The following is a 13,261-nucleotide window of genomic DNA, read 5'->3' as shown; positions in this document are numbered from 1 at the left end:
GATCAGGGATGTTACGGATGTGACCGTCGAAGTACGGCCAAAGAAGCCAAAAGGTGAGACGACGTCTCAGGTCTTGCCATACAGTCCGATTCATCAATACCGTCGTACATCCACCCGCATCGGTCCATCGGCATGGCGGCTCAAGGGGAGGGCTCAAGCGTCGCGATGGGTCCCGGGGCGGGGCGCGGTAGGGGGGTGCCGTGCTCAGTGACCTCACCAGGAGCTGTCCGACGCGTCACGCCGTCCGCCCACGGGTCAGGCGGGACGCAGCGGACAGGACCTGGTGCCGAGTCGCGTGCCGCGCGGCCAGTACCGCAGCTCACCCGCTCAGCACGGAGTTCCGTACCGTCATGTCCGGGGTGAGAACCAACCCCCCTTTCGAACCGGAAACTCAGCCGGACCGCCCGGGGGCGGGCGGTCCACCGGACGAGAGGGAACGAGATCGTGAGCGCTTTTCTGCGCCCGGCGGTGCCGGGCGAGGATCCCTTGATCGGCGAACCGGAACGCGTCACGGCACAGCACTACCGGCCTGTCTCCTCGCATCTCGCCATCGCTCCGCCCGTGAGCGTGGTGATTCCCGCGATGAACGAGGCACGGAACCTTCCGTATGTCTTCAGAACACTGCCCGACTGGATCCATGAAGTCGTCCTGGTGGACGGCGATTCGAGCGACGACACCGTCCGGGTGGCCCGTGAGCTGTGGCCGGAGGTCAAGGTCGTCGCACAGCGCGGCAAGGGCAAGGGCGATGCCCTGATCAGCGGATTCGCCGCGTGCACCGGCGACATCATCGTGATGGTCGACGCGGACGGCTCGGCCGACGGCCAGGAGATCGTCTCCTATGTCTCGGCCCTGGTCTCCGGTGCCGACTTCGCCAAGGGCTCGCGCTTCGCCAACGGCGGTGGCACGGACGACATGACGGCGATACGCAAGCTCGGCAACCGCGTCCTGTGCGCCGTCGTCAACGCCAAGTTCGGCGCCCGCTACACCGATCTCTGCTACGGCTACAACGCCTTCTGGCGGCACTGCCTGGACGACATCACGCTGGACTGCACCGGGTTCGAGGTCGAGACCCTGATGAACATCCGGGTCGTCAAGGCCGGGCTGAAGGTGCAGGAGATACCGAGCCACGAGTACGACCGGATCCACGGGGTCAGCAATCTGAGAGCCGTACGGGACGGTCTCCGGGTCCTCCGGGTGATCCTCCGGGAGAGGGGAGTGCCCCGGTCCGCCCGCGCGGCGCGGGCGACCCGGGTGACCCTCGCGGCACGTGCGGCACGGGCCGTGAGCGGCGGTCCGGTCGCGATGCGCGTCACGATTCCCCGGGGAGAGGTGTCTTGAGCCACCGTCACCGGCCCTTCTCCGTGGTGATCTGCGTCTACACCGAGGACCGCTGGGAGGACATCCTCGCGGCCGTCGACTCGGTACGGACCCAGTCGCTGCCGGCCCTGGAGACCCTGCTCGTGGTCGACCACAACACCGCGCTGCTGGAGCGGCTCGGCCGGGAGTACCAGGAGCACACGGCGCGCGGGGAGGTGCGGGTGCTCGCCAACGCGGGCCCCCGCGGCCTCTCCGCGGGCCGCAACACCGGAATCGCCGCCGCCCGCGGTGAGCTGGTCGCGTTCCTCGACGACGACGCCGTGGCCGAACACGACTGGCTGCGCTTCTTCGACGAGGCGTACGAGGACCCGCGGGTGCTGGCCGTCGGCGGACGGACGGAGCCCGCCTGGTCGTCGGGGCGCAGACCCGACTGGTTCCCCGAGGAGTTCGACTGGGTCGTCGGCTGTACGTACCGGGGGCTGCCCGGCGGGAAGGTACGGGTCCGCAATGTGCTCGGCGGGAACGCCTCGTTCCGGCGGACCGCGTTCGACGCCGCCGGGGGGTTCGCGACGGGTATCGGACGCGACGGCGACAAGCGCCCGCTGGGCTGCGAGGAGACGGAGCTGTGCATCCGGCTCACCCGGGCCGTACCGGGCGCGGTGATCCTGATCGACGACCGGTCGGTCATCCACCACAAGGTCCCGGCGGGGCGCCGCCGGTTCGGCTACTTCCGTACCCGGACCTACGCCGAGGGGCTCTCCAAGGCGCTGGTCGCCCGGAGCGTGGGGGCGGAGAAGGGGCTCGAATCCGAGCGCCGCTACACCACCCGCGTACTGCCGGCCGGGGTCGCGCGGGGGCTGCGTGACGCGGCGCTGGGACGCCGGGGCGGCGCGGGCCGCGCCGGGGCGATCGTGGCGGGTGTGACCACGGCGGCGGCCGGCTATCTGGTGGGCCGCTTCCGTACCCGTGGCGGGGGGATCACCTTCTCGTCGGGCCCGGTCGAACCGGGCCCGGCGGCGCGCACAGCCGTGACGGACCGGTGGACCGCACCGGACACGGTCACTCCGGCGGGCCGGGTCGCTCCGGTGGGCACACCACCCCCGGACGCGCCACCTCCGGACGCGGTCGCTCCGGGCACGGTCACTCCGGACACGGTCACTCCGTTGGGCGCGGCGGGCGGGGTGACTCCGGCGCGCGGGGTGGCTCCGTCCGTCCCGGCGGGCGCGCCGCCCACGGCGGAAGCCGTCACCCCGGTGTCCGTGGCGGGCGCGCCGGGCGCCAGCGGCGAGAGCGTCCGCGACCCCCGGGGAGCCGCCGTATGACGACCGCTCCGACGGGCCCGGCGGCAAAGCGTCCGCCGGGCCCGTCAGGGCCGCCGGCGGCCGTACCGATCCTCATGTACCACGCCGTCGGACACCGGCCCGCCCCCGCGACCCGCGCCCTGTCCGTCTCGCCCGGCGCCTTCACCGAGCAGATGGAGCTGCTCCACGCACGCGGATTCACCCCGGTCACCACGGCACGGCTGGCCGGGGCCTGGCGGACCGGCGGACCGGTGCCGCCCCGGCCCCTGCCGCCCCGGCCCGTACTGATCACCTTCGACGACGGTTACGAGGGTGTGCACCGGCACGCCCTGCCCGTTCTCTCCTCGTACTCCTTCGCCGCCACCGTGTTCGTCTCGACCGGGTGGCTGCGCGGACCGTACGACCTGGGCGGCGCACCGGACACCATGCTCGACTGGGACCAGACCCGGGAACTGGCCGCCGCGGGACTGGAGATCGGCGGCCACAGCCACACCCATCCCGAGCTGGACCAGCTCGACGACGAACGGCTCGGGTCCGAGGTCCTGCGCTGCCGGGAGATCATCGCCGACGAGCTGGGCACGGCGCCCGGCTCGTTCGCCTATCCGTACGGCTACTCCAGCCGGCGGGTACGGCGTACGGTCCGCGCGGCCGGGTTCGCCCAGTCGGTCGCGGTGGGCAACGCGCTGGCCCGGCGCGGCCAGGGCCCGTACGCCCTGGAACGGGTGACCGTACGGCGCGCCACCGGGATCGAGGAGTTCGGACGGCTCGTCGAGGGACGGGCGGTCGCCCGTACCTTCGCCGGCGACCGGGCGCTGACCAAGGGGTACGCCCTGGTGCGCCGCGCCCGCCGGGCGGTCGCGCTGGGCCGTACGGTGAGCGCAGGCCGTCCATGACGAGGCGGGATCAACTGCCCTCCGACGTCCCGGCCGTACGGCGGCCGCCGGCCGGGACCGGGCCCGGCGCGTCCGGCGCGGCCCGCCGCCGGAGTCAAAACACCGTGCATCGGCCGTCCCTGTGCCGGATCATGGGCGGCATGTCTGCCAAGCCTCAGGACGCACTGCCGATCCGGCTCACCGTCGACGACAGCGACTCGCCGTCGGATGTGGTCGACGCGCTGTTCCTCGGCCGCTTCGCGACGGGCGAGCAGCCGTACTCGCACAGTTCGACGATCGACCGGGTCAGGTCGGGCGTCACCCTGCTGCCGCCCGGCGCCGCCGTGCTGCGCTCCGCGCGCGACGACGACCGCAGCGCGACCCTCGCGGAGGGCGACGGATGGACGCTGCTCGTCTCCCGCTGGAACCGTGGCGCGGATGTCACCGTGACGGCCGTCACCCGTGAACTCGCCGAGAAGATCCATCAGCAGGCGACGGACGGCGCGCAGGACGAGCCGGAGCCACAGCCCGAGAATGTGACGATGGGCTTCTGGTACGTGTCGCCCCGGCGCGGCCCGCACCGCACCACCCGGCAGATCGCCGCCGGTACCTGGGACGAGGTCAGACCCAACTACACCGCGCCGGTGGCCGACGCGATGGACCGGCTGATGAAGGTGACCCCGGACGACATCGCGGGCCGGCTGCTCCTGCTGCACGGCCCGCCCGGCACCGGGAAGACCTCCGCCCTGCGTACGCTGGCCCGCTCCTGGCGCGACTGGTGCCAGGTCGACTGCGTACTGGACCCGGAGCGGCTCTTCAACGACGTCGGCTATCTGATGGACATCGCGATCGGCGAGGACGACGGCTCGGCCAAGGGCCGCTGGCGGCTGCTGCTCCTGGAGGACTGCGACGAGCTGATCCGGGGCGAGGCCAAGCACACGGCGGGCCAGGCGCTGTCGCGGCTGCTGAATCTCACCGACGGTCTGCTGGGGCAGGGCAGGAACGTTCTGGTGGGGGTGACGACCAATGAGGATCTGGAGCGGCTGCATCCGGCGGTGGTCCGGCCCGGCCGCTGTCTGGCCCGGATCGAGGTCGGCTCGCTGACCCGGTCGGAGGCGCTGTCCTGGCTCAGCAGGGAGGACGGCGACTGGGAGGCGTCGGTCGGCCGCGAGGGCGCGACGCTGGCCGAGCTGTACGCGCTGCGACGGGGCAGCGGTCCGGCCTCGGTCCCGGCCCAGCAGGCGGGCTCGGACGCGGGGCTCTATCTCTGACACGCCGACGGCCACCGATGCTCTGACGGCATCGGCGCTCCGACAGCCACCGACGTCCGGACAGTCTCCGACGGCACCGGCGCCGGGCTCTTCTGCCGCCGGTCCCGGGACGGACGGCGCCGGGTACGGGTCAGTCCGCGTAGACGGCGCGCACCGCCTCCTCTGCGGCGGCCAGCGCGGCGGCGCGGTCGAGCCCGAGACGCCGCGCGCGCTCCGCGTACGCCAGCGCGGCGCTCGCGCTCTCGCGCTCGGCGGCGTCACCGGCGGCGGCGACGAAGGTGCCGTTCCTGCCCCGTGTCTCGATCACCCCGTCGGACTCCAGCGCGCGATAGGCCTTGGCGACGGTGTTGGCGGCCAGCCCCAGTTCCTCGGCGAGTCCCCGTACGGTCGGGAGCCGGTATCCCACGGGCAGCGCGCCGGAGCGCGCCCGCGCCGAGATCTGGGTACGGAGCTGCTCGTACGGAGCGGTCGCGGCGGCCGGGTCGATCACGATCTTCAAGGTCACGGACCGATTCTCCCCCACCGGAAACGGGCTGTGGAGAGCGGACTTCATGGATGACCCCCGGCGGCCCGCGCGCCGGCCCGGACATCCGCGGCGGGCAGCACGACCGCCCGGCCGGCGCCGCCCGGGACATGGCCGACCGGATCGCCGTCCTCGTGCCAGTGGATGACGAAGCGTTCGCCCGCGCGATAGGCCTCCAGACCGGCCCGGCAGTAGGCGACGATGTCGTCCGGCAGGGCGGACAGAGGGTGCCAGGAGAGACCGGAGCACTTGTCCGGCTCGCGGTTGTACGGCACACGGCCGGGCCGTCCGCCTTCCGGGGTCTGCCCGGCCGGCGTATCCGCCCCCGCCCCCGTTTCCGCCTCCGTCGCCGCCTCGGTCTCGGTCTCGGTCTCCGTGTCCACCTCCGCCTCGAAGAACCAGCCGATCCTTGCTCCGCCACCCGGTCCGCGGTGCTGCATGACCAGCGCGACCCGCAGCTCGTCGGGGGCCAGCTCGACGCCGATCTCCTCGTACGCCTCACGGATCATGGCCGTACGGACGTCCTCGCCGTCCTCCACATGCCCCGAGGGGCCGTTCAGCAGGCCGTCCCCGTATCCCGTGCCGGAGCGGCGGGCGAGCAGCACCTCGTCCCCCCTGCGCAGGATCAGATGGACATCGACCACCTCGCTGTGGCGCCGGATCCCGGACGACCGGGCGATCAGCGCGTACCGCTCGTCGTCGACGGGGCGGCCCCAGAGCGCGGAGTCGGCCGAGAGTCGATCATGGTGGACGCGCTCGGTGAGCGGGGCCAGGGCGGCGATGAGCCGGGACGCCGGCAGACCCGTGCCGGACCAGACGCCCTCGACGAGCACCAGCCGACCGTCCGGTCTCAGCAGCGAGGCCCAGTGCCGCAGCGTCAGCTCGGGATCCGGCAGCGTCCACAGCACATGCCGGGCGAGCACCACATCGAAGCTCCGCGGCGCCACCGGCGGCCGGTCCGCGTCCCCGACGAGCACCTCTGCGTCCGTGCCCGCCAGCTTCTCCCGGGCCAGCGCGGCCATGCGCGGTGAGAGATCGACGGCCGTCACCCGGTGCCCCCGCTCGGCGGCGAGCAGGGCCAGACTGCCCGTACCGCACCCGAGATCCAGCACCCAGGAGGGCTCGGGCGGCAGCCAGTACGCCATCCGGCGGGCCCAGGCCGCGCGGACGGCAGGGTCCCGCAGTCCGTGATCGGGCTCCTGGTCGAAGGAGTCGGCGCGGGAATCCCAGTCGGTCATGGTCATGCTGCGATGGTGCCAGCCACCACTGACAACGACGGGCGAGGGCAGAGCAGACGGCAGAACGGACGATGGCGGAACGGGCGATGGCGGAACGGGCGATGGCGGAACGGGCGATGGCGGAACGGGCGAGCCGGATGCCTCGCCCCCATGGGGGAAGGGCGGGACATCCGGCTCGGGTCGGGCGGATACGCGGCGCTGGGCCGATACGCGGGTCAGACCGACGCGGTGGGGCGGCGGCGGGCGGCGATCAGCTTCCTCACCCCCGGCCAGACCAGCAGCAGCACGATCACCGCGTACACCGTCACCGAGAAGGGTGTGTCGACCAGACCGGTCACACTGCCGTCGCTGATCTGGAGGGCACGCCGCAACTGCTGTTCGGCGGCCGGGCCGAGGATGACACCGATCACGGCGGGCAGCACCGGCAGCCCGTACCGCCGCATCCCGAACCCGATCAGACCGATGATCAGCAGGATCACCAGGTCCAGTGCCTCGCCGCCGACCGCGTACGCGCCGACGGCCGCGAAGAAGAGGATTCCCGCGTAGAGATACGGCCTCGGGATGCGCAGCAGCTTCGCCCAGACCGGCGCGAGCGGCAGATTGAGCGCGAGCAGCAGCACCATGCCGACGAAGAGCGAGGCGATCAGGCCCCAGACCAGGTCGGGTTCGCGTTCGAAGAGCAGCGGTCCCGGCTGGATGCCGTACTGCTGGAAGGCGGCCAGCATCACGGCGGCGACGGCCGTCGTGGGCAGTCCGAGGGTCAGCATCGAGACCAGCGTCCCGGCCGCCGAGGCGGAGGCCGCGGACTCGGGTCCCGCGACGCCCTCGATGGCGCCCTTGCCGAACTCGTCCTTGTGCTTGGAGAGCCGCTTCTCGGTGACATACGAGAGGAAGGTCGGGATCTCCGCGCCGCCGGCCGGGATCGCGCCGAACGGGAAGCCGATGACCGGGCCGCGCAGCCAGGGCAGCCAGGTGCGCCGGATGTCGTTCCGGCCGAGCCAGGGGCGGCCGACCGGGATCGCCTCACCGGTGGAGCGGCGCAGATGGGCGGCGACCCAGAGGGCCTCGCCGATCGCGAAGAGACCGACCGCGACGATCACCACATCGATGCCGTCGGCGAGTTGGAGCGTGCCGAAGGTCAGCCGCTGCTGACCGGTCATCTGGTCGAGGCCGACCAGTCCGAGGGTGAGACCGATGAGCAGCGAGGCGAGACCGCGGATACGGGACGAGCCGAGCACGGAGGTGACGGCGATGAACGCCAGCACCATGATCGCGAAGTAGTCGGGGGCGCCGATGTCCACGGCGAGCGACGCCACGGTCGGGGCGAGGACCACCAGCAGGATCGTGCCGATCATGCCGCCGGCGAAATGCCCGCCCGCGGCGGCGGCCAGCGCCTGGGCGCCGCGTCCCGCCTTGGCCATCGGATTGCCCTCGATCGCGGCCACGACCGCCGCGCTCTCGCCCGGGGTGTTGAGCAGGATCGAGGTGGTGGAGCCGCCGAACATCGCGCCGTAGTAGATACCGGCGAACATGATGAACGCGCCGGTCGGTTCGAGTCCGTAGGTCACCGGGAGCAGCAGGGCGACCGCCATCGCGGGCCCGATACCGGGCAGTACGCCGATCGCCGTGCCGAGCAGCACACCGATCGCGGCCCAGAGCAGATTGATCGGCGTCAGCGCCGTGCCGAAGCCGTCCAGGAGGGAGTTGAGGGAGTCCATCGGTTACAGCACCCCCATCAGCGGGCCACCGGGGAGGGGGACACCGAGCAGGTTGTCGAAGACGAAGTAGGTGACGAGCGAGAGGCCCGCGGCGATCAGCGGGTCACGGTCGTAGTGGCGGCTGCCGAGCGCGTACGCCGAGCCCCAGAAGAGCAGGGCGCCGGAGACGGGGAAGCCGAGCGGTCCGATGAGTACGGCGTTCGCGAGGAAGACCCCGGCGAGGAGCAGTACGGTCCGCCAGTCGGCGGGCTCGCTCAGATCGATGTCCTCGCCGCCCTCCGCCTCGCCCCGGCCGCCGCGCAGGATGTCGAGGGTGAGCAGTACGGCGACGGCGAGCAGGCCGATACCGACGACGACCGGGACGGTCCTGGGGCCGACCGGGCCGCGCTGGGTGATGTCGACGTCCATGGTGAGCGCGTCGGTGAGGACGAGTACGCCGAGGACGAGCAGCAGCAGGCTGACACCGAGCTCGGAGTGCTCGCGCAGCCATGTTCCGCGCGAAGGGGCCGGTGCCTGTGGGGCTTTCGATGCCCCCGGGGTGCCCGCCGCACCGGCGGTTCCGGGCGTGCCGGCGGCTTCGGGCGTGCCGGCGGCTTCGGGCGTGCTGGCGCTTTCGGGTGTACCGGACGTGCCGGTCTCGGTGTTCACAGTCCCAGCTCCTTCAGGACGGAGTCGACGCGCCGGTCCTCCTCGGCGAGGAACTCGCCGAACTCGTCGCCGGGGAGGTAGGCGTCGTCCCAGCCGTTCTTCTCCAGGGACTCCCGCCACTGGGGCGATCCGTGCAGCGATTCGAAGAAAGCGAGCAGTTTGTCGCGCTCGGCGTCGGAGAGGCCGGGCGGCGCCACGATGCCGCGCCAGTTGGTGAAGTCGGTGTCGAGACCGGACTCACGGAGGGTGGGGGCGTCGAGGCCGGGTATCCGCTCGGGCCCGGTGACCGCGAGGAGCCGCAGCTCACCGGCCTTGATCTGGTCGAGGTACTCGCCGAGGCCGGAGACCCCGAAGGCGACCTTGTTGCCGAGGATCGACGCGAGGAGTTCGCCGCCGCCGTCGAACGGGACGTAGTTGACGGTCTTCGGCGCGATCCCGGCGGCCTTCGCCATCAGCATGGGGGCGAGATGGTCGGGTCCGCCGGGCGAGGAGCCGCCGCCGACGGGCACCTTGGCGGGGTCGGCCCGCCAGGCTTCGAGCAGATCACCGATGGTCCGGTACGGGGAGTCCTTGCCGACGACGACGATGTCGGACTCCTCGGTGATCCGGGCGATCGGGGTGGTGTCGGCGAGCGTCTTGGGCGTCTTGTTGGTGTGGACGGCACCGACCACACCGAGACCCATCGACATGGCGAGCTTGCCGTTGCCGTGCTCACCGACGAGCCGGGTGAGACCGACGGTGCCGCCGGCGCCCGGCAGGTTGAACACCTCGATGTTGTGGGTGAGTTCCCCGTCCTCGGCGTTCTTGGCCATGGTGCGGGCCGTGATGTCGTAACCGCCGCCGGGGGTGTTGGGGACCATGAACCGCAGGCCGGGAATCTGGGTGCCGGTGTCCGCGCCAGTGCCCGACGAGAGCAACGGCGGCCCCACCAGCACCAGTAGCGCCGACCCGAGCAGGGCCAGAGGGGTGCGCAATCGCACGTCTGCCGCCTTTCGGAAAGCTTGTGAAGTGGGCCACATGTTGCCTGTGCGTTAACAAGCTGTCTCGCTTCCGGAATCAACGGACGTTGTGGTCATTGAGGTCGCGGCTTAGCGTGTCGACGTGACGAAAGTGCTGGTGGTGGACGACGACTTCATGGTCGCGAAACTGCACAGCCGCTATGTGTCCGCGCTGGACGGTTTCACGGTCGTCGGAGTCGCGCACAGCGGTGCCGAGGCGCTGCGCGCGGCCGAGCGGCTGAGGCCCGATCTTGTCCTGCTCGATATCTATCTGCCCGATATGGACGGTATCGCCGTACTGCGCGCACTACGGGCGGCCGAGGAGCGGGACAGAAGCCGTCTCAGCGTCGACGCGCTGTTCATCACGGCGGCGCGGGACGCGGGGGTGATCCGCGCGGCGCTGCGCGCGGGTGCGCTCCACTATCTGATCAAGCCCTTCAACCAGGGCGCGCTCCAGGAGCAGTTGCGCCATATCGCCTCGCTGCGCACCCGCCTGGCGGGCCTGGGCGAGGCACGCCAGGAGGACGTCGACCACATCTTCGGCACCCGCCCGCCCGGCAGCCGCTCCCTGCCCAAGGGCCTGGCGGCCCACACGGCCGATCTGGTGGAAGGCATCCTGCGCGAACACAAGGACGGCCTCTCGGCGACGGAGTGCGCGGACGCGGGGGCGCTGTCCCGGGTGAGCGCCCGGCGCTATCTGGAGTACTTCGCGGAGACGGGCCGGGCGGAGATCTCCCTCCGTTACGGCGGCACGGGCCGCCCGGAGCGCCGCTACCGCTGGACGGGCTGAGCTGTTCCCGTACCGGCTGCCGGTCTAGTGCCGGTGATCACCGTGGCGTACAGCTCCTCCGAGCGGGCCACGCGGGGGATCAGTCCGCTCTCCGTGAAGGCCGCCACCGCCAGGGGGGCCTGGCGTTCGCTCGTCTCGACCAGCAGGGAGCCGCCCGGGGCCAGCCAGCCGGGCGCCGCCGCCGTCACCCGGCGCAGGACGTCGAGGCCGTCCGCGCCGCCGTCGAGGGCGACCCGCGCCTCATGTATCCGGGCCTCCGGGGGCAGCAGTCCGACCTCCTCGGTCGGTACGTACGGCACATTGGCGAGCAGTACGTCCACCCGGCCCCGCAGCGCGCCCGGCAGCGGGGCGTAGAGATCGCCCTCGTACACCCGGCCGCCGACGGCGGTGACATTGCGCCGGGCGCACCGCACCGCGGCGGGGTCGATGTCGGTGGCGTACAGCTCGGCCCGCTCCAGGGCCGCGGCCAGCGCCGCGCCCAGGGCGCCGGAGCCGCAGCACAGATCGACCACGACGGCGCGCGGCGGGGCGAGGGCGGCGGCTTCCAGGACAAGGAACTCGGTACGGCGGCGCGGCACGAACACCCCGGGGTCCACGGCGATCCGCAGACCGCTGAACTCCGCCCAGCCGAGCACATGCTCAAGGGGCAGACCGGCGACCCGGCGGTCCACCATCGCGGTGAGTCCGGCCGTGGTTCCCGCGGTGGAGACGAGCAGACGCGCCTCGTCCTCGGCGAAGACACACCCCGCGGCCCGGAGCCTGCCGACGACGGTGGCGACGACGTCGGACGGAGCGGAAGAGGAAGAGGAAGAGGAAGGAGAAGCTGACATGGGGAGCCTTTCGGAATGCCGATGGGCACTCCTGGCGGTCACCTATGTCCGATGGACCGCACGGCCGTGGGAGGGGAGCACCCGACCTGATACAGCGGTGATGGGTCTCGCCTCCTTCGGCAGGTCCGTTCACTGACGACAACGGCCCACCCTACCCGAGTCCGGGCCGGCCCGACCGGGCCCGCCGGGCGGGCGACGACAAGCGGCCGGGCGCGAGCGGCTTCCCAGAGCAGCCCTGGCTAGGATCGGGGAGAGAAGTGGCGGAAGTGGGGGGAGCCACGCGTGAACGCGGGAATGTGGGACACGTTAAAACGGATCGGGCTGTTCCTGCTGTCCGGCGGACTGGCGGGCGGGGTGTTCGTCCTGTCGATAGTCGCCGATGACGCGAGCGGCGCCGCCAAATGGCGGTGGACCGCCGTGGGCACGCTCGTCGCCTTCTCCGTCGTGGCGGTGGCGGCGTACGAGAACCGTCGCGCCGAGATGGCCCGGCAGAAGACACACCGGCTGGCGGTGAAGGCCACCACGGATCTGGCCCTCGCCTACAACCTCGTCCTGGTCCCGACCACCGAGCGGCTCCGCGATCTGGTGGCCTCGTACGCGGCGGGCCACCCCATACCCGCCGGAGCCGGCCCCTCTCCGGCGGAGGACCAGTACCGCACGATGATCCTCCGGTCGGTACTGGAAAGCGCCGTGGTCCTCACGGCGGATCCCACCGCGTCCGGTCTCCCGAGGGCCCGCAGCGCCTACTACGAGAGAGACCCCTCGACGGGCGACTTCAACCTGAAGGACCGGGACGGCAGGATGCCGCCTCCGCGCGTCAAGATCCCGGCCGTCGACATGGGCGGTGCCCATATGAATCTGCTTCTGACCAGCGGCACTTCGTTCCGGGCCGACGGTACGCCCGGGAAGGTGAGTCATCTCAACCCCGGCGGTGCCGAGTACAAGGCCGTCATCGCCGTGCCGGTCCGTGCCAACGGCCGGATGTTCGGTGTACTGACCGTGGACGCCCCCGAGTACGAGGACTTCGTCCCCGCGCATGTCGATCTGATGACCACGCTGGGCAATGTGCTCGCCGCCTCGCTCGCCCTGGGCGGGCCGTGATGAGCGCGCCTGTGCCCCCTCGACCGCGGCGCGTCGGCTGGCCCCTGCTCCGGCGCCGGCGCCGGCCGGAACCGGACCCCGAGCCCCGTTACGACCCGCGGCGGATCGAATCCTTCATGGCCGCCCAGGATCTGCGGGCCCGTCTGGAGGACGAGGCCTCGCGGATCCTGGACGACCGGCTGGATCTCGCCAGGGAGGCCGCGCCCTGGAATGTGGCGACGTTCGGCACACTGACCGTGGCCTCCGTCGCCACCGCGGCCGTCCTGGCGCTGACCGGACTCACCTGGTGGATCGCCGTACCTCTGGCTCTGGCCGCCGTATGTCTCCGGTTCGTCATGACCGCCGTGCGCGAACTGCGGGGCACGAGGCCCCGACGCGTATACCGCTCGGAGGAGTGACGGAGTCCGGCCGGGCCTCGGACCGTGGCTCCGGCCGTGCCCCACGGAGGCCGGTCGCGCACCGCGGTGTGCCGGGAGCGGTGGTCTTCCTGAGCCCACTCTTAGTCTCACCTTAAGCGCGGCATAAGGATCACCCTCACCCCGTCCGAGCAGCCGATTCCGGGGTGTTCAGGGGCTAGCTTGCTGATCGCCGGGGCGGCGTTCGACGGGGAGGTCGTCTGCCGCTCCGGCGCGTTCCGCCAGCGCCGTTCCCAAG

12 protein-coding genes and 1 pseudogene are annotated in these 13,261 nt (G+C 71.8%); 7 read left to right on the top strand and 6 right to left on the bottom strand.

Annotated features, from left to right (window positions below):
• Positions 1-444: 444 nt before the first annotated feature.
• The 4 genes and pseudogenes from OG214_RS30455 (at position 445) to OG214_RS30440 (ending at position 4,761) form a co-directional block, all read left to right on the top strand.
• Positions 445-1,338 (top strand): glycosyltransferase family 2 protein, encoded by an 894-nt coding sequence (locus OG214_RS30455; RefSeq protein WP_383033880.1) that lies wholly within the window; start codon positions 445-447, stop codon positions 1,336-1,338.
• A gap of 26 nt (positions 1,339-1,364) precedes the next feature.
• Positions 1,365-2,321 (top strand): annotated as a pseudogene (locus OG214_RS30450) (glycosyltransferase family 2 protein); the annotation flags it as partial.
• A 314-nt stretch (positions 2,322-2,635) separates the two neighbouring features.
• Positions 2,636-3,511, top strand: coding sequence for a polysaccharide deacetylase family protein (locus OG214_RS30445; protein ID WP_405986537.1), 876 nt, complete (start codon positions 2,636-2,638; stop codon positions 3,509-3,511).
• A gap of 140 nt (positions 3,512-3,651) precedes the next feature.
• Complete coding sequence (locus OG214_RS30440; RefSeq protein WP_363079312.1) at positions 3,652-4,761, top strand: DUF5925 domain-containing protein; 1,110 nt, start codon at positions 3,652-3,654, stop codon at positions 4,759-4,761.
• A gap of 130 nt (positions 4,762-4,891) precedes the next feature.
• Here OG214_RS30440 and OG214_RS30435 read toward each other — a convergent pair whose 3' ends face one another.
• From OG214_RS30435 to OG214_RS30415, 5 genes are all read right to left on the bottom strand, one after another.
• Positions 4,892-5,266 (bottom strand): GntR family transcriptional regulator, encoded by a 375-nt coding sequence (locus OG214_RS30435; protein WP_383033884.1) that lies wholly within the window; start codon positions 5,264-5,266, stop codon positions 4,892-4,894.
• Positions 5,267-5,310: 44 nt separating this feature from the next.
• Positions 5,311-6,528, bottom strand: a complete 1,218-nt coding sequence (locus OG214_RS30430; RefSeq protein WP_405986536.1) for a methyltransferase domain-containing protein — start codon at positions 6,526-6,528, stop codon at positions 5,311-5,313.
• Positions 6,529-6,737: 209 nt separating this feature from the next.
• Positions 6,738-8,240, bottom strand: coding sequence for a tripartite tricarboxylate transporter permease (locus OG214_RS30425; protein WP_365900372.1), 1,503 nt, complete (start codon positions 8,238-8,240; stop codon positions 6,738-6,740).
• A gap of 3 nt (positions 8,241-8,243) precedes the next feature.
• The gene (locus OG214_RS30420; RefSeq protein ID WP_363079351.1) at positions 8,244-8,726 is read right to left on the bottom strand and encodes a tripartite tricarboxylate transporter TctB family protein; all 483 of its coding nucleotides are present in this window, start codon (positions 8,724-8,726) and stop codon (positions 8,244-8,246) included.
• 158 nt (positions 8,727-8,884) lie between these two features.
• Positions 8,885-9,868 carry a tripartite tricarboxylate transporter substrate-binding protein gene (locus tag OG214_RS30415; protein WP_363079316.1) on the bottom strand — a complete coding sequence of 328 codons (984 nt, stop codon included), beginning with the start codon at positions 9,866-9,868 and terminating at the stop codon, positions 8,885-8,887.
• 154 nt (positions 9,869-10,022) lie between these two features.
• On the opposite strand from OG214_RS30415, the gene OG214_RS30410 reads away from it, so the two are divergent.
• Positions 10,023-10,676 (top strand): response regulator, encoded by a 654-nt coding sequence (locus tag OG214_RS30410; protein ID WP_405987661.1) that lies wholly within the window; start codon positions 10,023-10,025, stop codon positions 10,674-10,676.
• Here OG214_RS30410 and OG214_RS30405 read toward each other — a convergent pair.
• On the bottom strand, positions 10,658-11,506 hold the full coding sequence (locus OG214_RS30405; protein WP_405986535.1) for a putative protein N(5)-glutamine methyltransferase: 849 nt from the start codon (positions 11,504-11,506) through the stop codon (positions 10,658-10,660). The two genes, OG214_RS30410 and OG214_RS30405, sit on opposite strands and share 19 nt — an antisense overlap.
• 282 nt (positions 11,507-11,788) lie before the next feature.
• Here OG214_RS30405 and OG214_RS30400 point away from each other — a divergent pair, with 282 nt between their 5' ends.
• Both OG214_RS30400 and OG214_RS30395 read left to right on the top strand, forming a co-directional pair.
• A complete protein-coding gene (locus OG214_RS30400; RefSeq protein ID WP_363079318.1) occupies positions 11,789-12,607 on the top strand; it encodes a GAF domain-containing protein in 819 nt (272 codons plus the stop codon).
• Between the two features lie 11 nt (positions 12,608-12,618).
• Positions 12,619-13,005 carry a hypothetical protein gene (locus OG214_RS30395; RefSeq protein ID WP_405986534.1) on the top strand — a complete coding sequence of 129 codons (387 nt, stop codon included), beginning with the start codon at positions 12,619-12,621 and terminating at the stop codon, positions 13,003-13,005.
• Positions 13,006-13,261 lie beyond the last annotated feature (256 nt).

It is taken from the genome of Streptomyces sp. NBC_00872, assembly GCF_045161915.1.
Classification (GTDB): domain Bacteria; phylum Actinomycetota; class Actinomycetes; order Streptomycetales; family Streptomycetaceae; genus Streptomyces.
This window is presented reverse-complemented; position numbering and strand designations above follow the sequence as displayed.